The sequence below is a fragment of the Cohnella herbarum genome (genome assembly GCF_012849095.1).
Lineage (GTDB): Bacteria > Bacillota > Bacilli > Paenibacillales > Paenibacillaceae > Cohnella > Cohnella herbarum.
The window spans coordinates 347,453-368,269 of sequence record NZ_CP051680.1; the positions used below are offsets into that span (position 1 = coordinate 347,453).

At 48.4% G+C, this 20,817-nt stretch carries 11 protein-coding genes; 9 read left to right on the plus strand and 2 right to left on the minus strand.

The annotated features are described in order from the left end of the window. Nucleotides 1–610: 610 nt before the first annotated feature. A complete protein-coding gene (locus tag HH215_RS01375; protein WP_169278269.1) occupies nt 611–1,627 on the minus strand; it encodes a transposase in 1,017 nt (338 codons plus the stop codon). A 278-nt stretch (nt 1,628–1,905) separates the two neighbouring features. Here HH215_RS01375 and HH215_RS01380 point away from each other — a divergent pair, with 278 nt between their 5' ends. From HH215_RS01380 to HH215_RS01395, 4 genes are all read left to right on the plus strand, one after another. Then, on the plus strand, nt 1,906–2,832 hold the full coding sequence (locus HH215_RS01380) for an ABC transporter permease (RefSeq protein WP_169278270.1): 927 nt from the start codon (nt 1,906–1,908) through the stop codon (nt 2,830–2,832). Between the two features lie 22 nt (nt 2,833–2,854). Beyond that, nucleotides 2,855–3,736 carry a carbohydrate ABC transporter permease gene (locus HH215_RS01385; RefSeq protein ID WP_169278271.1) on the plus strand — a complete coding sequence of 294 codons (882 nt, stop codon included), beginning with the start codon at nt 2,855–2,857 and terminating at the stop codon, nt 3,734–3,736. Nucleotides 3,737–3,846: 110 nt separating this feature from the next. Then, on the plus strand, nt 3,847–5,421 hold the full coding sequence (locus HH215_RS01390; RefSeq protein WP_169278272.1) for a type 2 periplasmic-binding domain-containing protein: 1,575 nt from the start codon (nt 3,847–3,849) through the stop codon (nt 5,419–5,421). A gap of 106 nt (nt 5,422–5,527) precedes the next feature. After that, the gene (locus tag HH215_RS01395; RefSeq protein WP_169278273.1) at nt 5,528–6,529 is read left to right on the plus strand and encodes a glycoside hydrolase family protein; all 1,002 of its coding nucleotides are present in this window, start codon (nt 5,528–5,530) and stop codon (nt 6,527–6,529) included. A 134-nt stretch (nt 6,530–6,663) separates the two neighbouring features. Here HH215_RS01395 and HH215_RS01400 read toward each other — a convergent pair whose 3' ends face one another. Then, nucleotides 6,664–9,363: an alpha-L-rhamnosidase gene (locus HH215_RS01400; protein ID WP_169278274.1), complete on the minus strand. Its 2,700-nt coding sequence runs from the start codon at nt 9,361–9,363 to the stop codon at nt 6,664–6,666. 166 nt (nt 9,364–9,529) lie between these two features. On the opposite strand from HH215_RS01400, the gene HH215_RS01405 reads away from it, so the two are divergent. From HH215_RS01405 to HH215_RS01425, 5 genes are all read left to right on the plus strand, one after another. Next, entirely contained in the window at nt 9,530–13,408 is a 3,879-nt protein-coding gene (locus tag HH215_RS01405) for a hypothetical protein (RefSeq protein WP_254450333.1), read from the plus strand. A gap of 155 nt (nt 13,409–13,563) precedes the next feature. Next, entirely contained in the window at nt 13,564–15,387 is a 1,824-nt protein-coding gene (locus HH215_RS01410; RefSeq protein WP_169278275.1) for a sensor histidine kinase, read from the plus strand. Beyond that, nucleotides 15,362–16,156: a response regulator transcription factor gene (locus HH215_RS01415; RefSeq protein ID WP_169278276.1), complete on the plus strand. Its 795-nt coding sequence runs from the start codon at nt 15,362–15,364 to the stop codon at nt 16,154–16,156. The genes HH215_RS01410 and HH215_RS01415 overlap by 26 nt, the downstream gene beginning before the upstream one ends. Nucleotides 16,157–16,300: 144 nt before the next feature. Next, nucleotides 16,301–18,346 (plus strand): beta-galactosidase, encoded by a 2,046-nt coding sequence (locus HH215_RS01420; protein WP_169278277.1) that lies wholly within the window; start codon nt 16,301–16,303, stop codon nt 18,344–18,346. Nucleotides 18,347–18,354: 8 nt separating this feature from the next. Next, on the plus strand, nt 18,355–20,751 hold the full coding sequence (locus HH215_RS01425) for a glycoside hydrolase family 95 protein (protein WP_169278278.1): 2,397 nt from the start codon (nt 18,355–18,357) through the stop codon (nt 20,749–20,751). Nucleotides 20,752–20,817 lie beyond the last annotated feature (66 nt).

The window sequence follows — 20,817 nt, forward strand, 5'->3', positions numbered from 1 at the left end:
AAATCTTGCAGGGTGGCAGGGGGCGTTTTTTTTCTACGACTGACCAATTAACATGCAATACTTATTTTCAAGTGCTTGAAGATACTTTGCAGGGTTTCTTCTAAATCGTCGACGTTTGGTGGTTTCCTCTAATCGACGAAACCATCTTTGCCGCTCGTTTTGGAATTCGGCATAGCTTACACTTTGAAGTCGTTCAATGAGATTGCTTTGGCGGAGTGCATCATCGACGAACACAACAAACTCTCCGGAGCGGACGATATATTCGTTCCAGCTTCGGAGTCCTGTCATCCTACGGTGTCGTGTCTTCGTTTTACGAAAAAATCTTTCGTGGTCATTATTCGTACGATGAAGATAAGGGTAGTCGTAACAGTTAAACAAACCCTTCCAAAACCCTTTTGTGTAACTCTTTAAATTAGATAACATCGGATGGTCGGATTCTTTTGAGTAAGTTACATCTAGCCATTGAAGTAAGCAATGCATATGGAACCGTACGGAATCGCTGCTTTGGTCAACTGTGGGATTGAGGACGGTGGCGACATGCTGTAGAGCGTATGACCAGCGCTTTACTTCTTCATACAATGAGCGATACTCTTCAAGTTTACTGAAAATTCTAAATACGTTTTGGAGTAGAGATGGCTCTTTTTTTACTCAGGCAGCTTAGCAGCGATGCCTGTATGACTTCGGATGTTTCAAACACTCGAATGCCTGGCAAATCTAAAGGAGGGTTCCCATCTTCAAGTAGTACCGAGCGCACAGCGGCTAGATAATCCTTCGCAATTTCTGAATCCTCGGAGTTGTCTTTAACCAGCTTCCGTTCAATAGCTCGGATTCCTCGGAGACTTTTCTTGATGCCGGTTTTTAATTTCCGATCCAGTTCTACAATGGGCTTGGCAATATCCTTCAAGTAATGATACTGGCAGTACTGATAGGGCACTTCAGGAAGCAGGGATTCCATGGCAAGCCGAATAGACTGTTGTCCGTCTGTCACGATTCCGATGATTGGAAATCCAAGATCGATAACGGGTTGAATAAGACTTTTTAGTTCTTCAGTAGAACTGCTTTTGACGTTCTTGGCGACAAGAATCGTTCCGCTGAATACTTCTCGAATAACATACAGGGTTTCATTACCTTTCTCTGGCTGCACACCATCCATCGAGATCATAATTCCTTTACGTAGATCGACAACCTGCTTAAGCTGTTCTTTTACAAATTCCGTTACACTTGAACGCAATAGCGTCAGATAACGCTCATAAAGTCTTTGGGCATTTCGCTCTGATGTGGCCACACCCCGTCCAGTTAGTTCTTCCGTGATCTCAGCTATGGTCATATGATGCTTGAAACGTAGCTGACCAACTAAAGCAAGCACGTCAAAACCATATGAAGTGTGCTTCATAGCCAGTGAATCTGCTTCCACTGATTTGTAGTAGGTTTTTGGAAATGAACAGCTTGGATTTGCGCATACATAAGCCATGCTCCAAGCTTGAATGACACCATGTAAGGTGGATATATTTTTCTTCCAAGCTGTGTGACTTCGTTTCAACTTTCCACCACATTGAACACAACAAGTAACTTCTGGTTTAAAGTAAATCTTTTGTTCCGGAATGATTCGGTTCTTAGGCAATGGCATGAGAAACCTCCGTCAAAGTGAGTTCTAATTATCTTCGACAGAGGCTAATGGAAATCCTTGTTAGTTAATTCGTCAGTCGTAGTTTTTTTTCGACACGATTATAACTCTTGTTAGCTATACAGAAGGTATTGATCTTAAAAATGAGCTATACCATTCTAAGTTTTCATCAATATTCAGCGTTTGCTAATGGTTCTAGAATAAGAGTATGAGATTGCTCAGCCAGCTTTCATACGAAATGGAAACGATTACAGTAAAAGAGAAAGAAGGAGAGAGCCGCTATGTGGAGCGACATAAAGAGACAAAAGTATGCCCATATGTTCGTACTGACCGGAATGCTGATTGTATTCATCTTCCAGTACCTGCCGATGTTCGGCATTCTAATGGCCTTTAAACAGTATTCGATTACTTCCGGCATTAAAGGTATTTTTACGAGTCAGTGGGTAGGTCTTAAGTATTTCGTAGAATTTTTCAATGCATACAATTTCGAGCAAATGGTGAAAAACACGATTGGAATCAGCTTACTGAAGCTGGTATTCACCTTTCCGGTGCCAATCTTGCTGGCGATCATGCTAAACGAAGTCAGGAGTCGTTTTTTCAAGCGATTCGTGCAAACGGTCAGCTACTTTCCGCACTTTATCTCCTGGATCGTCGTATCCGGATTGCTCGTAATTTTTTTCTCGACGAACTCCGGCATTGTTAATGACGCGCTGTTATCGCTGGGCATCATTGATGAACCGATCGCTCTATTAAGCGACCCCGACTACTTCTGGGGCTTGGCCGTAGGCAGTGCGATGTGGAAGGAAGCAGGCTGGTGGACGATCATTTTTCTGGCGGCGATTAGCGGGTTGGATCCTTCGCAATATGAGGCGGCCGAAATCGACGGAGCCGGACGGATGAAAAGAATCTGGCACATCACATTGCCTGGCATTAGGGGAACGATTGTCGTCGTGCTTATATTGGCAGTCGGAAGCTTGCTTGGCGGCGGTTTAGTCGGTTCCAATTTCGAGCAATCCTATTTACTAGGAAACGTCATGAATAATGAAAAGTCCGAAATTCTACAAACCTATGCGTTCAAGATGGGGCTAGCGCAAGGAAGATATGCATTCGCAACCGCAATCGACCTGCTGCAATCCCTTATCGCGATCGTTCTAGTATTCGGCAGTAACTATATTTCTAAGAAGACGACGAAGAGCGGTTTATTTTAACGAAGTCAGTGAGGTGAGAAGTATGCATCGGAGAACAAATGAAGACCGCATTTTTGATTTTATTAATATCCTCGTATTAAGTTTGATTGCCATTGTCACGACGTATCCTTTCTACTATATGGTTGTCATTTCATTCAATAACGGATTGGATTCTACATTGGGAGGAATCTATTTTTGGCCAAGAAGCTTTACTTTAGATAACTACACCGAATTTTTGAACGACCCCAAATGGATGCAATCGTTCTTCGTTTCGATAGCGCGAACGATAGTCGGAGCTTTCATTACGATATGGTTTACTTGCTTGGCAGCTTATGGTTTGGCCTACAAAAATCTTAAATTCCAAAAATTGTACTATAGCTTTTTTATCATTGGGATGTATACTGCAGGGGGTCTTATCCCGTACTACGTCGTCCTTCGCGGTCTGGGATTGCTTAATACTTTCTGGGTGTACGTTATACCGGGTGCGATCAATATCTTTTTCCTGATCGTTGCCGTTTCTTTCTTTAAAGAAATTCCTGCCGAGATGGAAGAGTCGGCGAAAATGGATGGCGCTTCCGATCTTAAAATTTATTATAAGCTGATCCTACCGGTATCCAAGCCGTTGTTAGCTGCAATGGGACTGTTCGTGGGGGTAGGGCAATGGAATTCTTGGCTGGACTCGGCGTATTTCGTCAACAACAATAGCCTGCGGACATTAACCTATCGGATGATGGAAATCATTAACCAGGGAATGTCTCCATTGGATGCGGAAAGCGCGGAACGAGCGGCTGCCGTAACCGGGGTCACGACCTTCTCGATGCAGATTACGGCAATGGTTATCGCAGTGCTTCCTATCTTATGCGTTTATCCGTTCCTGCAAAAGTATTTCGTTAAAGGAATTATGCTGGGTTCCGTTAAAGGGTAGGCATTCCAATCTGGTGTCGAACAAGTTGGAGTGCAACCCGGATCTGCTGCGCGTTGTGCTTCAACTGGTTTCACATATATAATCTGCGATAAGAAAAGGGAGGAAATGAAATGGTGGGTAATAAAAAGAATGCGTTAGTGATCTTATCTCTTGTGATCGTCATGTTGATTTCGGCATGCGGTGGCGGCGAGAAGAAAAACGAGGCTTCTCCTTCGGCCAGCTCCGGTTCGAGCGCTTCGAGTTCTCCAAGCGAATCGGCAAGCGAAGCGCCGAAAGAAGTCGTTGAGCTTACTTTGCTAGTGAACCATCCATGGTGGCCGTTCAAGGAGTGGAAGGGTAAAATTCCTGAGGAAATTACGAAGAGAACGGGCGTTAAGCTTAATATTCAGCTCGCTGTCGACGATAAACAGCTTCCGCTTCTCATTGCTTCGAATGAATTGCCGGACCTGGTCTACACCGCATCCGATCTGACCCGAATGGCTAATCCTGATATTTCCTATGCTTGGAATGAGCTTATTCCGCAATATGCTCCTGATTTCAAGATTGATCAGAGCCGGATTGGCGTCAACACGATGCCTGACGGGAACTATTACACGATCAAGAATGGATATTCTACGGAGCAAGAATGGAAGGATAATCCGAAAGCGTTACCAGGCGGTTCAGGTCTAGCGATTAGACAAGATATTTTGGATGAGCTTGGTAATCCGAAGCTGGACACGCTTGAGGATCTGTATCAAATCCTAATGTCCGTCAAGCAGAAGTATCCGAAAATGATGCCGATTATTTTCGATAAAGATCAAATCGGTCAGTTTTTCCGCATTAACTTCGGCTTGAAAAGAAATACGGGCTTTATCGATCTGAATGGGAATGCCGTTCATTACTTGAAGGATCCTAACTATTTGGACTACTACTTGTACATGAACCGTCTCTATCGCGATAAATTACTGACTGCCGAGAATTTCACTTTCAAGGATGCTCAGCAGGACGATCAATTATCGCTTAACGGACAAGTATTCGTGCACGGTGGAGCGATGGCGGATACATTAAATGCTCAATTGTTAACGTTGAAGAAGGATTTCTCCTTTATGTCATTGCCTAAAGTATTAAGCGACAAAGCGGGCACGCCGATGGGCGGATCGGGCTGGTCAGGCATGTACATTACGAAAAACAATAAAAACGTAGAAGCTTCCATCAAATTCATGCAGTTCATGATGAGCGAAGAGGGACAGCGTCTAGGCGTGTGGGGTATTGAAGGCGAAGATTGGACTTGGAACGAAGAAGGACAATTTCCCGTGATGAATTACGATATGAATAACGCCGAAGTACAAAAGGAATTCGGTTATGTTTACTGGGGACTGCTTGGAAGCAGCGGAGTTACGGAAGCGCTTCAACGATACGACGAGAAAGCATTGCAAACGCCTTGGGGACTCGCGCTAAGGGACACGCTCAAGTTTAACCCGGCGCTTGGTCTTGTCGCAACGAATCCGGACACGGACGAGCAGGTCATCGAGAGCCAAATCAAAAATATGGTTGCAACGGAAGAATTGAAAATCTATATGGCCAAATCCGAGGAAGAGGCTAAGAAGGCATATGAAAAAATGATTGCGCAAATGGAAAGCATGGGGCTAAGCAAGCTGGAAGCTTGGGCTACGGCGCAGTACAAAGAATATCAGAAAAATTTCTAGATGCATAGCTCACGCAATAATAAGGAGGGGGTGGGCAGGGAATATTCCTGCTCTCCCCTCCTTTGTTCATATGCGGTATGAATCATGAGAAAAGGAGCATCAATAGATGGATATTCAACCCTATGTAACTCCCTACAAGTATAGCGAACCAGTATTGGTCGGGTCAGGTAAGCCGGGGAGCTTTGACCGGAATTCCGTAGATTGTCCATTCGTATTCGAGCATCGCAGTCGCTTCTATATGATGTATGTCGGTTATGACGGCATTGGCTATCAGACCGCACTGGCAGTTAGTGACGACCTCCTTAGTTGGGAGCATCTTAGCGTTATATTGCCGAGAAAAGAGGATGGTGCGTGGGACTCGCAAAATGTCGCAGGAACTTGGATCCTGAGAGAGAATGAGCTGGATGCACCGCCGATTCTAAAAAAGTGGGACAACAAGTATTGGCTCGTCTACCATGCTTATCCTCATAAAGGGTATGAGGAAGGACCGGCGAAGATCGGATTGGCATGGACAGAGGATGAGAACTTGCTGAATTGGCACCGTCTTCCGGAACCGATACTTGTGCCTGAAGAAGGCGCGGAATGGGAGCGAGGAGGCTTATATAAGGAATGTCTCGTAGAGCATGAGGGGAGCTTCTATTTGTTCTATAATGCCAAGACAACGGACGTTCCATGGGTGGAGCAAACGGGTGTAGCCTTCTCCGCGAATTTGCGTGATTGGACGAGATACGAGCATAATCCAGTCCTTCCTGTAACTCCTGGGGGCTGGGACAGCGGCTTCGCAAGCGATCCCTGCGTCCTCAGACGCGGTTCCCAATGGGTCATGTATTATTTCGGATTTAATTTCAAGAAGGCTCAGGAGGGACTTGCATTGTCCGATAATTTACTGGACTGGAGCAAGTATCCTGAACCGATTATAGAGGTCGGCGAGGCGGGAGATATCGATGCCGTATTCGCACACAAGCCCTCCGTTATCTCGCACAACGGCGTGCTCTATCATTTCTATTGCTCTTGCAGGAAAACGCAGGAGGGGGATCGCACGATTAACATGGGTAACGAATTTCGGACGATTACCGTAGCGGCTTCACGGGATGTATTCAGAAAGTAGAATGATGCCCTCCTGCCCTCCATTCATCGCAGATTGATGCGCATATATACCCGCAGCCGACCAATTGGCTGCGGGTTTGGCGTCGATTCGAGGACTTCGAAGCTCGAACCGAAGTCTAAGTCTAGCAAGCCCTCCTAATCTCCTGCAACGTTAAAGCTGTATTGGCCGGAGGCTAATTGCAGTACCGTCCAACCCGGCTTATAGCCTTCGAGCAAGATTCCGACAGCAGCGTCGATGGGATTTCCATTTTCGGTTATTTTCAGCGTATTAGAACTTGGGATATGGGCAGTCGCGGTGCTGTTTACAGGTACGGTTAGGTCTAGCTTTAAGCTTCCGTCGTCGCTACGTTTCCATTCGACGCTCATTTCACCTAAGTCCGCTCGAACTTTTGCCTTGACGAAAACAAGACTTTCTTCGATATGGGGCTTAATCGCATAATGAATGGCTTCCGTAACGGGATCATGCGAATAATCGATGCCAGCCAAGTCTCGATAGAACCATTCTTCCAAATGACCCAGCATAAAGTGGTTTTGAGACTTGCCGACCGTTGGTCCGTCCCACGCTTCCGTTAACGAGGTTGCGCCATGTTGAATCTGATAGCCGTAGCTTGGATGTTCCGTTTGACTGGACATCTTCAGGATCAGATCATTGCAATTGCGCCGTGACAACGCGAGCAGAACAAAGCGATAGGCAACATCGCCAGCGGACGTATGATAGCCGCGTGCCGTAATATCATTTACCAGATGGCTCAGTACGTCCGACTCGTATTCCTCATCGACTAAACCAAGCGCGAGCGACATCGCTTGCGCTGCCTGGCTACCGGATCCATATTGCTTGGTTATTGGATCGAAGAACGCATCCTCGTATGCGATTTTAATTCGTGAACGGAGGGAAGCAAATTGCGCTTCATCGTCACTATGACCCAATAGGGCTGCAATTTGCCGTAGTACGTCAACGATATGATAGAACATGGCGGTTTCGGGAAGCGCAATCGGAGTGTTCTGGGTAAAGCCCGGACCTTGCTCGCCAACGTCATACCAATCTCCAAGTCCATCCTGAATAATAAGCTCTTCCGAATGATTCACCAGGAATTCGATGTATTTTTTCATATTTGGATAGTGCTCGTTCATGACTTTTCGATTTCCGTATTTGGTATACAGGATCCAAGCATTCAGAATATAAGTTGCACCCCAGGGAACGGAATGCCGGAAAATATCCCACGGCTTCTCGAAGATCACGAATTCGGGAGCGGTTGTCGGAACCATCCCGTTCGGAAGCTGGGCGTCACGTATGTCGTCCATAATTTTAGTGAGCAGGACTTCGATGGAGTAATTGTAGATCATGGAAGGACCCATGAGATGTACCTCTTCCAGCCAACCAAACTTCTCGCGATGAGGACAGTCGGTTAAGACGCTCTTCATATTGCTGAGGATAGCCCAATTTATTATCTCGTGAGTTCGATTCAGCAACGAGTCCGAGCATTCGAATTGACCGCTAACTTCGATGTCTGGGTAGATCATTTGACCTTCCAAGTCGAATAGAATTGGAAGCTCGCTAGCCGTGTCGCTATTCTGCGCCGCCTCGCTTGCAGGAACGGCGCCTTCAACCTGAACGTAACGAAATCCGGAATAAGAGAAGCGGGGCTTCCAGCTTTCGATGCTTTCGCCGCACAAAGTATAATGCCACTCATACGGAGAACCCGTCCATTTTTGGTTTACGGTACCATCGTCGTTCAGCAGCTCTGCAGGAGTGAGCTTCACGCGTGAATTCGATCGTCCTTGGACCGTAATCCTGACCCATCCGGAGAAGTTTTGTCCAAGGTCGTACACGTATTTGTGCGATTCGATACGCGTAATCTTGAGCGGTCGAAAGGTTTGCATGACCTTTAACGGTGATGACTTGTCCCATTTAAGTTGACCAAGTGGGGCTAGCGTTTCTTCTGCCTTCTGCCAGGAAGACAGGGCAGAGAAAGCAGGCTGATCCCATCCGGGCTGCCAGAGCCGGGCATCGTAATCTTCCCCTCCGTATACAGTAGAGAAGGTAATCGGACCTTTCGCTGCAGCCCACTCCGCGTTGCTGCCGATCGTCTCGACCGTGCCGTCGATATATTCGATTTCGATTTGTACGATACATCGGGGTCTTCCGAACGACTTCTCGTACTTCGCGTAACGTCCGCTGCTTGTCACATGATAGAAGCCGTTGCCTAGCATGATACCGACAGCGTGTTGTTCTGCCGTTAACAGCTTAGTTACGTCATATGCCTTGTAGAGGCACGTGCGGTCATAATGGGTCCAACCAGGTTCGAGTACATGATCTTCGACCTTGTAGCCATTGATGCGTAGTTCATATTGGCCTAATCCGCAAATGTATGCTCGTGCACGATGGATTGATTTCTGCGTGATAAATTCATGCCTGAAGAGAGGCATCGACAAGTCGTTATCCATTCCGTCTTCGTCTGTTCCATGGCAGATCCATTTGGCTGACCAATCGTCCGCGTGGAGCAACCCCATTTCCCACCAGCTTGTTTGGCTCTCCATCATGCGATCTTGGTTATCCCAAATTTGAACCTTCCAATAATAACGATTACGGGATAACAGCGGTATACCCTCGTATTCAATGCCGGATTGACGTCGGCTATGGACGATTCCGCTATCCCATACGTCCCATTGCTCTAACTCTGTCGCATGCTCGTTCGTGGAGACGAGAACGCGATATGCGCTTTGATTTTCCATTCTTTCTCCAGCGCTGGCGAGACTCCAACTCAATGTTGGCTGATGGCTGTCAAGGCCTAATGGATGGATCTGGGCATTCACATACAGGTTTCCGACGTACATAGGTTCAACATCCTTTCGAGTGGAGCGCACATGATTATCCATCCTAAGCTTAGCATGTTGCCTTCCGGATTTAGATTCCGAAAATTAAGGCTTTTTGTTAAAAATGATCGCTATGTTCATCCTGCGGAACGAACTATACTTGAACGAAAGATTGGAGGCGATCCTTGTGACAACGATAATGGAAGTTAGAAAGCGCTTCAGCCATGCCGATCCGAATTTCGGCCCGTTACCCTTCTGGTGGTGGAGCGCGGAAGAAGTTACGGCCGAACGAGTACGTTGGCAATTGCAGAAGTTTCGTAGCGGTGGCCTCCGGAATATCGGCATTATTAATATCGCTCCTACGGGTCCTCAGTATGGAAGCGTAAGCGACAATCCCGTTCACTACTCGGAACGCTGGTGGACGATGTTCGAGATCGCATTACGCGAAGCGGAACGTCTCGGAATGCGTCTATACTTCTATGATCAAATCGGATTTTCCGGATCCAATATTCCTTCAAGACTCGTAACCGAGAACCCTGAATATGCCGGCTATGGCTTGCGCCGCTTGCCGGTAAGCGATCCGTTGCCGGAAGGCGCGACGTTGCTCCTAGATCGTGAAGATTACCGCTACGTTGCCGTTAGACAGGGCTTCAATTGGCTCGACCCGGTTGCGACCGCGTCTTTGTTCAAGCTCGTCCATGGCGAATTCGAGCGGAGATTCCCGAATGATCTGGGTAAGACGCTCGGCGGAAGCTTTCAAGACGAATTGCCGCCGCTACCGTTATGGACAGCAGAATTACCAACAAGATATAAGCTTCAATACGGTGAGGAAATATATCCCGAGCTGCCGGCTTTATTCGATAATCTGCCTAATTCGGCGAACGTGCGAAGACGGGTGTATAAGCTGGCGGCAGAGTTCGCAGAGCAATCTTTGTTCATTCCGCTTGCCCAGTGGCATGAGAAGTATGACATGCTGCTCTGCTGCGATCAGGCGGGACCTGCACGCAGGGCAGACGTGCATGGCGCCCAGCGATTGTATTTGGATTATTTCCGAACGCATCGCTGGTATAATGCGGCGGGCAGCGACATGGACGGAGAGATTAAGCCGCATTCTTCGATGGTGCATCTCCATGGAGGGAAGCGCGTATTTCTGGAAGCGTTCCATACGAGCGGATGGGGCGGAACGCTTGAAGAGACGTTACATTGGCTCATTCCGTGGCTGCAAGCGGGAGTCACCTTATATAGCCCTCATTCCGTGTATTACAGCACGAGAGGAGGCTGGTGGGAGTGGGCACCGCCGGATACCGGTTGGCGTCAGCCCTATTATGAGCACTATTCGATCTTCGCGGATACGATCAGCCGAGTGTGTTCATTATTAAGCGAAGGTTCTCATGTAGCGGATATCGCAGTACATTATCCAGCACACGCGGTATGCGGGTATATGTCTTTGGCTGACGGCGGAGATCTGGAGCATCCGATGGTCGTTGCTAATCAGATGCCGCATCCCTCGCTGCAGCACATTCATGATACGTATGTAAGCATAACGGGGCGTTGGGGACGGAAGGAGCAACGCAATCTCGGAGCGCTTAGAGAAGCGTTCCGAGATTACGACATCGTGGATGACTCGGCATTAGAGAAATCCAGCGTTGAGGACGGTAAGCTCGCGATTGCGGATGAGCGGTTCACTGTACTCCTGCTCTGCGGAACAACAGAAATGGACGAAGCTGCTCGATTGCGGGTGGAAGGGTGGATTAAGCAAGGAGGGCTAGCGATTGTAGTCGATGTCCTTGACGAACAGCCTCCGCTTGAAGGGGCGATCTATGCGGCTTCTGCCCAAGAAGCGGCAGCGATAATTACCGCAAATGTACCCGCAAGAGTAGAGGGACCGGGGATGAGCCTGCAACGTCGCACGGAGGATGCGGATTTGTTCCTGTTATTGCCTGAGGAAGGTGCTCTGCTCAGAATGCACGAGCCGGCGAACGAACGCACGACTGTGCAGCGACTCGGTACTTATCGCTTGCGCACGGCTGGAATCCCTCAGATTTGGGATCCGGTTAGCGGGGAGATACGTGATGCTGAATATAAACGAGACAGAGAATGGGTAGAGGTTGACGTGCCTTTCGATACTTGGCCTGCGGCATTAGTTGTATGTCACCTACCATCGTCTTTAACGACGACAGCTATGGCGCAAGCTTCGGGACCCGATTTCAAGCACGGTCCAAGGCCGGCGCACGTTCGAGGAGTACATACACCTGGTCAAGAAATCGAGATTCCGAGCGATGCGTGGCGGATTCAAGCGGTGTCGACACTGGATAATCGATATGGGGATTTTGATCTTCATGGCGAGCATAGCGAGTATGTACCGATTGAAACGAGGCTTGTTAAGGTTCAAAGAGAGTCCGGTGATCTGACTGGATTGCAAGCGGGCTGGCACTTGGGCGCGTATGACGATTCCGAGTGGAAGCAACGTCTGTGGAGCGAAGCGGATTATTGGTCGGCCTCGAAGGGAGTGCAATACGATCCCGATCATTGTTGGCCCGTTACTTACTCGCAAATCATGGGGGATATGAAGTTCAGAACTTGGGCTGGGCGGATGGGTAGAGTCCCGCGAAGATTTCTCAACCTCGGGTACCTGGAAGCTGGGGAAACGGTGTGTGCAACCACGAATGTCATCGCACCGTCCACAGGACGCTATTGGATCCGAGCAGAGAGCAATGCAAGGTTAGAGGGTTCGTTGAACGGCAAAACGATACAGTGGACTGGCGGACCAGAAGAACAGACGGCATGGCTGGAACTAGACTGCGGAGCAAATGCACTATTCCTTCGCGCGAAGGCTATCGTTAAGGGGGTCATCCGAGCAGCCGTTGAAGTCAATACAGTAGCTCGCCCTGCTTTGCCGAAATGGATATATGCGAAGAATCCGAATAGGAGCTCTTCTCTAAAGCTTACGATTCAATCCGGCGATGGACCGGTGCAAAAGGCTCGAATGGTTTTCGCAGCCAAAGGCAGAGCTATCCTGATCGTAAACGGGGAGCAGGTTATCGAGCATGGAGACTTCAACCCCTATATTCGTCAAGGACAGGAGGAGCTGGATCTGACTTCGCTATGGTGCAGCGGAGAGAACGAAATAATATTCGTGCTGCCCGAAGGCGTGGGCGAGGTATTCGCGGACGGGATCATTGAACGAGTAGACGGAGATGCGATCTCCTTCTGCACGGGGGAGCATTGGCAGGACGAACGGGGTAACGCCCCGTCCCTATTGCATGAAGCGGTCCTGCAGTTCGCAGAGACGGAATCGTTGTGGATCACGGACCGAGATCATCCGCTTTCCGGCGTGGGGTGGTTGATGCCGGACTCCATACCGGATCCCAAGCCGCTTAGTTTTCAGCGAAATCCTTCCGGAGCGGATAAAGCGATTTGGCTGCGATACTCGTTGCCGATTGGGGCTAACCGGATGAAGCTGAACTGTGCCGGTAAGAGCAGATTATGGATCGATGGGCAGGAGATCCTCGTTCGTAATGGCATAGCGGACTTTGCGCCGCAGCCTGCCCATGCTCAAGCTGCAGTAAGAATCGAACCGTACGGCATATGCTCGGATGCGGATGTGTTGAAGGGTCCTATTCGTTATGAGACCGTTCCGACACGGGGAAGGGTAGGAGATTGGCGGTCTGCACTCAATATGCCGCATTACAGCGGAGCGGTAGAATACGAAACGACGATTGAATGGCAAGGTACAGGACAAGCGGATCTTGAATTGGGTCATGTTCGCGGAACGGCGGAATGCTGGCTAAACGGTCAATCGCTCGGAGTTAGGGCTTGGCGGCCCTATCAGTTCAGAATGGGGAATGACCTTCCGGCAGGCCGATATGCTCTTCGCGTCCGCGTGACGAATACGTTGGGTACGCATTATGAGGTAGGGCGTCCAACCAGTAACGTAGGCGGCAGCATGGATCCGAAAGTATCGTATTGGGCGCTATCTTCGATGAGTCCGACCGCTCAGGATGATTTCGCTTCAGGCGGATTATACGGTCCCGTTCGTGTTAGCGCGCAGTCATCGGGAAGCTAATTTCTTTGAAATGAACATCGTTATCTTATAAATATGCACTTTCGATTTCACTGAAGTAACGGTACAATGCATGTACCGTTACTTTTTTTATCGTTCTATGAAAGCGCTTAAAGCGAAATAAAATATTGATTATTCGGAAAAGCAGTGATTTCGGTATGAAAAGCAGGGGGGCGTTTACGTTCTTCCGTCCATTGTGGGATAAGTTCAGTAGCGTTCGTATCGTAAGAAAAATGGCTTTAGGTTACATTCTCCTTGTTATCGTTCCGGTCATTTCCTTCGGATATTATTTTTTTAATCAAATCTATGACGAAATGATGAATGAATACTCACGAGGGAAGCAAGAGCTGGTTAGACAAGCGGCAGGAAGCTTTGATGTCAGTCTTGAGCAGGTGAAGTCGGTCCATTCGCTGTTCCAATATAATCAGCAAGTTCTTGAATACTTGAATGGCAATTATTTGACGGAGGTCGATCAGGTTTATAATTATTTGAAAGACGTCCGTCCGGCATTTTCTTTTGCTTATCTTGGCAACGAGGCGATTAAGTCAATTCGCTTGTACAAAACGGATTACTCGGTATTGGCCGTACAAGGAGAAGTGGACAATTTGAATGCGCTTCCTAACCCCAAGATTCTACAGCAGCTGAACCAGCTCAAGGTAAGCCAGGGATTGTGGCGTAAACAAGATGAGACCGGAAGCTCAGGCGTTCCTTATATTGCCTATTATCAAAGGCTATATAACAACAGTTATGCCAGGCAACTGGCTGTTATGGAAGTCATGGTGGATGACACGATTTTATCCAATTTTATGAACACGGTGAAGGCATCTAAGGGAACGGAAGTCATGATCGTTCACGATCATGAGGTCATATATCGGGATAAAAGCGATAGCTTCAATGCTGAAAGAGAGCAAGCGGCTTTAGCTGCGTTCAAAGGTAAGAACGGCTACTGGAAAGATGGGAATCTACTCGTTAACGTACTTGTGCGAGAGGATCTTCAGCTAACCTTTTATTTTTTCAGTCCGTTGGACGAGATGTTTTTGGATTTTCGTAAAGAGACCTTGGTTACCGGAAGCATTCTCTTAGTCCTGCTCATCGTGCTTTCCGTTCTTTATTATTTGATCGCTTCTCTGCTGACGAAGCGAATTTTGAAGCTAGCGAAGCATATGCGACGAGTGGATGAGAACAATCTGAGTCTATACGAGGGCGAGACGGCGAGCGATGAGATCGGATTCCTGACTCATTCCTATAACTCCATGATTCATCGGATCGATGAGCTGTTAAATAAGGTTCAGAAAGCGGAATTGATGAAGAAGGAAGCCGATTATTTAGTTATGCAGGCACAGATTAAACCGCATTTTCTATACAACACATTGGAATCGATTCGCATGCTGGCAGAGATAAACGACGATCAAGAAGTCGTTGATGCGACTTACACGTTCGGCAAATTGCTGCGTTACACGTTATCTTCGGGAGAAAATGAAACGCCGCTTGTGGACGAATTGGAGAATATTCGCAATTACCTGGAAATGTACAAGCTGCGGATGCTAGATCGTCTAAGCTATGAAATCCAAGTGGATATAGATATATCCAGAATATATTGTCCGCGCTTTATCCTCCAGCCCCTCGTTGAAAATTGCATTCATCATGGAATATCCAAGAGTCGAGGCCAAGGTGAGATTATAGTGAAGATAACGGATAATGATCCGTTTATTCACATCGCCATTTCCGACAACGGCGCGGGCATAACGGAGGAGCGACTTTCTACCATCAGGGGTGTGCTCGATAATCGATTGAATCGAAGCGAACTGCAAACCGATGATTCAGGTATGGGGTTATACAACGTAAGCGAGCGAATCAAGGTTTATTTCGGAGAAAGCTCCGGATTGGATATACACAGCAAAATGGGTGAAGGCACGCTTTATGTTGTTAGGCTTTTTAGAGAAAGGGGTACTTCAAATGCTAAATCTGATGATCGTGGATGATGAACCGTTCATGATTAAAGGTCTGATGAATATTATCGAGAAGGGAAATACGCCTTGTTCGGAAGTGATCAAGGCTTCCGATGGTTTCGATGCGCTGGAGAAGCTGGAAAACTTCAGACCCGACTTGATGATTACGGATATCCAGATGCCGGAGATGGATGGTCTCGAACTCATCCGCCGAGCCCAGGAAAGAGGTCTTTGCAAACGCTTCATTATTCTGTCCGGTTATGACGATGTGAAGTATATGCGACAAGCGATTAAACGCCGAGTGATCGATTACTTGATGAAGCCGATCGACAAAACCGAGTTATACGACATCTTGGCGAATACTTCGCTTGAGCTGTTGAACTCGGCGCCACCCAAGGAATATTCGAGCTTACAAGACCATATCGTATCCGATCCGACGATTGACGAATTAGAGGTAAGCCGGCTCTCTAAGAACGTGAAAAAAATCATTTATTATATCGATCAGCACTATACGAAGGATCTTTCCCTGGATCAAATCGCCGACCATGTTTTCTTGCATCCGAACTACATCAGCGCTTTATTCCGGAAGGAAACGGGGCTTACTTTCATTCATTATTTGCATCTGTACCGGATCAAGAAAGCCAAGGAAATGATGGTCAAGGATATCGAGCTGTCGTTTCATCAAATCTCGGAGCGAGTGGGTTACGAAAGCGTGAGACATTTCTTTAATGTGTTCAAAAAATACAGCGGGGCGACGCCCGGAGAATATCGGGAACAATTCAAGCTTCAAATTCGTTGCTAATGACAGCTTTGAAAACAAAACATGGACTACGCATAGAACATATCGAAGGCCGAATGCTTCAAAAAGAACATTCGAACCTGAGATATGTTCTATTTTGTACAGACGTTTTTCATGTGAAAATAAGTGGATAAGGATGTGATGCCAATGTTTAATAAACCTATCCCAAAAATGCTTTATGGCGGGGATTACAATCCAGAGCAATGGCCCGAGGAAATATGGCAGGAGGATATGCGGCTCTTTAAGCTTGCCGGGGTCGATATTGCGACGATAAACGTGTTCTCATGGGCGTTGAACCAGCCTGACGAGAAGACATATGAATTCGGCTGGCTTGATCAAGTGATGGACATGCTTCATGCCAATGGTGTATACGCTTGCATGGGAACGGGGACGGCTGCTCATCCGGCTTGGATGGCGACCAAGTATCCCGACGTACTGACTGTCGACTTTGAAGGTCGAAAGAGAAAATACGGTCGACGGCATAATTCATGCGCCAACAGTCCGACGTTCAGAACTTACTCCCGGCAAATTGCATATCGACTTGCCGAACGATATAAAGACCATCCGGCCTTGCTGTTATGGCACGTGAATAACGAATACGGTTCGCGCTGTTATTGCGAGAATTGCGAGAAGGAATTTCGGAAATGGCTGCAGCGGAAGTATGGTAGCTTAGATGCTCTTAACGAGGCCTGGTACACTCGATTCTGGGGACACTCGTTCTATGACTGGAACGAGATTGTCCTGCCGAACGCGCTGAGTGAGCATCTGAGCTCAAGCAATCAGGATGCGACGGCCTTTCAAGGGATTTCCTTGGACTATGCCCGCTTTAATTCGGATAGCATTCTGGATAGCTATAAGATTGAACGGGATGCGATCAAGAGCGTTGACCCGAATGCGGTTGTGACTACGAATTTCCAAGGGAACGGAACGTATAAGCCGCTGGATTATTTCAAATGGGCTAAGGAGCTCGATGTGATCGCGCTCGATAGCTATCCGCCAGACGATGCGCCACCCAGTTATTCGTCAATGCGGCATGATCTGATGCGAGGGCTTAAGGGAGGAGCGCCGTTCATGCTGATGGAATCTTGTCCGAGCCAGCTGAACTGGAAGCCGCAAAATCCGCTTAAACGGCCGGGGGTATCGAGGCTATGGAGCTATCAATCGATCTCTCGCGGAGCGGATAGCATCATGTATTTTCAAATGAGACGATGTGCGGGAGCTTTCGAAAAATTCCATGGGGCAATGATTGATCATGCCGGCCATGAGAATACTCGCGTATTCCGGGAGTGCGCCTTAGTCGGACAGGAGCTTGGACAGCTGGGCGATCGAATTGTCGGCGCGCGTACGCCGGCAAAGGCAGCTATCGTCTTCGATTGGGACAATTGGTGGGCGATCGAATATTCGAGCGGTCTAACCGATCAGCTAAAGTATTTGCAGGAGATTCAGAAATACTATGATGCTTTTCATGGTCGTAATATAACAGTCGATTTCGTCAGTACGGAATGCGATCTCAGCGGATATGACGTCCTCGTAGCTCCAGTGCTGTATATGGTGAAGGAAGGCTATGCCGAGAAGCTGGAACAGTTCGTTTCCGCCGGGGGAACATTTTTGACGACTACCTATAGCGGTATCGTAGACGAGAACGACAAAATCCCGCTCGGCGGTTACCCGGGCAAGCTGCGGAAGCTGTTAGGAATATGGGTTGAAGAGATTGATGCGCTTCTGCCTTTGCAGCGCAATCTGATGCGCGTAAGCAATCCGGTCGGAGAGCTTACAGGGTCGTATGAATGCAGCATTTTGTGTGATGTGCTGCATTCCGAAGGTGCCGAGGTGATAGCGGAGTTTGGTCGTGAATTTTATCAAGGAATGCCAGCGTTAACCCGTCATTCCTTCGGCAACGGCGAAGCGTGGTATGTCGCCACTAGCCCGGAGCCGGTTTTCTTGGATAAGCTTGTGCTGCATCTGTGCGCGAATAAAGGGATTACCCCCTTGTTGGATACCCCATCGAATGTCGAAGCGACGTTCAGAGAAAAGGAAGAGAACCGTTATTTGTTCGTGCTTAATCATAATGATGATGAGAAATTGGTGAACATTGGCCCGCTACCGTATATGGATCTGTTGCGCGGTGGCGATATAAGCGGCGAAGTTAAGCTTGAACCCAAAGGCGTGTTACTGTTGCAAATAGGAGTGTGAGCGTATCGATGAGCATAAGGAGCATAAGTAAAAACAACGCGATGCTGCTCTGGTATCAAGATCCAGCCGAGGAGTGGGTGGAAGCACTGCCGCTCGGGAACGGCCGACTGGGTGGCATGGTCTATGGCGGCATTAAACGAGAGCGCATTTCGTTAAACGAGGACACCCTGTGGACGGGCTCGCCAAGGGAAGCCGACAATATGGAAGCGGTTAAGCATTTGGATGAATCGCGTAAGTTGATTTTTGCTGGGCAATACCGGGAAGCTCAGACGGTTATCGAGAATCATATGCTCGGTCCTTGGTCTGAAGCTTATCAAGCACTGGGTGACCTGGAGCTGGAGATGGAGCATGGCTCCAACGTACAGTCCTATCGCCGCGAGTTGGATCTTCGCAGCGGAATTAGCCGCACTGAATATACGCATGGAGATACGACTTATGTTCGTGAAGCTTTCATTTCAGCCGTCGATCAAGTCATGGTTATTCGGATTACTGCGGATCAGCCCAAAAAAATAAACCTGCATGCTTCATTGTGCAGTGCGTTGAATTATACGACAGGAAAAATAGGTGTGGATCGCATTTTCATGGCTGGTGCAGCCCCTAGTCGTATGGATCCAATGGGTAGCCCTGCCGAAGAAACGGTATTCTTCGAGGAGAACAAAGGGGTACGCTTTCAAGTTCAACTTCAGGCGATAGCGGAGGAAGGGCATGTCGAGACGCATGGCGCACGTTTGCTCGTCAGGTCCGCGAAGGCGGTAACGCTTCTGCTGAGTGCAGCTACCAGCTTTAACGGCTATGACAAGGATCCCGTAACCGAGGGGAAAAACCCGGCAGAGCTGTGCGAAGGCTCGATAGCCGAGGCTTCTCGTTATAGCTATGCACAATTGAGGGAGCGGCACGTCGCGGATTTTCAACCGTACTTCGATCGAGTGGAGTTGGAGTTGGGCGGGGAGAGCCGAACCGGGCTGCCTACGGATGAACGTATTATTGCTGTGCGGGAAGGCGGGGAGGACTCGCAGCTCGCAGCGTTATTTTTCCAATACGGCCGTTATTTGATGATCAGCAGCTCGCGGCCCGGCACGCAGGCCACCAATCTTCAGGGCATCTGGAACAACATGACGAAGCCGCCTTGGTCATGCAATTATACGACGAATATCAATACGGAAATGAACTACTGGCCAGCCGAAAGCTGTAACCTCGCAGAGTTCCATTATCCATTATTCGATATGCTTAACGATCTTCGGACGACAGGCGGTAAAATGGCAGACGTCTATTACGGCGCTCGGGGCTGGACCGCGCATCATGGCGTTGATCTATGGCGGACTGCCACACCGCAGGGAGGACCGTCTAAAGGACCGGCGACTTGGGCTTACTGGCCGATGACAGGGCCTTGGATGTGCCAGCACTTATGGGAGCATTATGCCTACAATGGCGATGCTGATTTCTTGAGGGATGTCGCCTATCCGATCATGAAGGAAGCGGCTATGTTCTGCCTCGATTATCTGGTCGAGGATGAGAACGGGAATCTCGTATCGTCTCCTTCGACATCGCCGGAGAATACGTTCATCGCGCCGGATGGATCGCATGTCGCAGTTGGGATGAGCTCTACGATGGATATTGCGCTCATGCGCGAGCTATTTGCTAACTGCATGGAAAGCTATAGGATATTGAACGAAACCGATGGCTTCAGGGATACGCTGAGCCAAGCCTACGATCGTTTATTGCCATTTCAGATTGGCCGGCATGGGCAGCTTCAGGAATGGTTCCGGGACTTTGAAGAAGCGGAGCCGGGCCATCGACATACGGCTCATCTATACGGACTGCATCCGGGCAACCAAATTACGGTTCGCGGAACGCCTGAGCTGGCGCAAGCCGTACGAAAGACTTTAGATCGCCGTCGAGTGTATGAGGGCACGGATACGATCGGTTGGTGCTTTGCTTGGAATATTAACATTTACGCACGGCTGGAAGATCCGGACAACGCCTACGGATATTTACGAAAACTGCTCGGCAATCCGTTTCCTAATCTCTTTAACGCGCATCGGCATCCGAAAATTACGTTTTACCCTTTTTCGATCGAAGCGAACTTTGCGGCTACCGCGGGTATTGCCGAGCTGCTTGTACAAAGCCATGCAGGCGAATTACATTTGCTGCCCGCATTGCCTTCAGCTTGGAGCAGCGGCAGCGTGAAAGGACTTCGCGCCCGCGGCGGATATGAAATTAGCATGGAATGGGAGCAGGGGAGATTGCATCATGCGATTATTCAAGCATCCTTGAACGGGAATTGTAGATTGCGAGTATCCGAGACAGTCGCAATTGAAGGAGTATCGAGTGAGATTGCGGCTGATGGTGCTATAGAGTTCACGACGCAAGTAGGGCAACGTTATGAGGTTATTACGTTAAAATAAGCAGAATCTTCAATCATAGAAGTCAGAATTGTCCCCTTTGCCAGTTCCGGTGAAGGGGATATGCTT

Coding starts and splice junctions, on each gene's coding strand:
- HH215_RS01375 (WP_169278269.1), bottom strand. CDS start 1,627: ATGCCATTGCCTAAGAACCGAATCATTCCGGAACAAAAGATTTACTTT.
- HH215_RS01380 (WP_169278270.1), top strand. CDS start 1,906: ATGTGGAGCGACATAAAGAGACAAAAGTATGCCCATATGTTCGTACTG.
- HH215_RS01385 (WP_169278271.1), top strand. CDS start 2,855: ATGCATCGGAGAACAAATGAAGACCGCATTTTTGATTTTATTAATATC.
- HH215_RS01390 (WP_169278272.1), top strand. CDS start 3,847: ATGGTGGGTAATAAAAAGAATGCGTTAGTGATCTTATCTCTTGTGATC.
- HH215_RS01395 (WP_169278273.1), top strand. CDS start 5,528: ATGGATATTCAACCCTATGTAACTCCCTACAAGTATAGCGAACCAGTA.
- HH215_RS01400 (WP_169278274.1), bottom strand. CDS start 9,363: ATGTACGTCGGAAACCTGTATGTGAATGCCCAGATCCATCCATTAGGC.
- HH215_RS01410 (WP_169278275.1), top strand. CDS start 13,564: ATGAAAAGCAGGGGGGCGTTTACGTTCTTCCGTCCATTGTGGGATAAG.
- HH215_RS01415 (WP_169278276.1), top strand. CDS start 15,362: ATGCTAAATCTGATGATCGTGGATGATGAACCGTTCATGATTAAAGGT.
- HH215_RS01420 (WP_169278277.1), top strand. CDS start 16,301: ATGTTTAATAAACCTATCCCAAAAATGCTTTATGGCGGGGATTACAAT.
- HH215_RS01425 (WP_169278278.1), top strand. CDS start 18,355: ATGAGCATAAGGAGCATAAGTAAAAACAACGCGATGCTGCTCTGGTAT.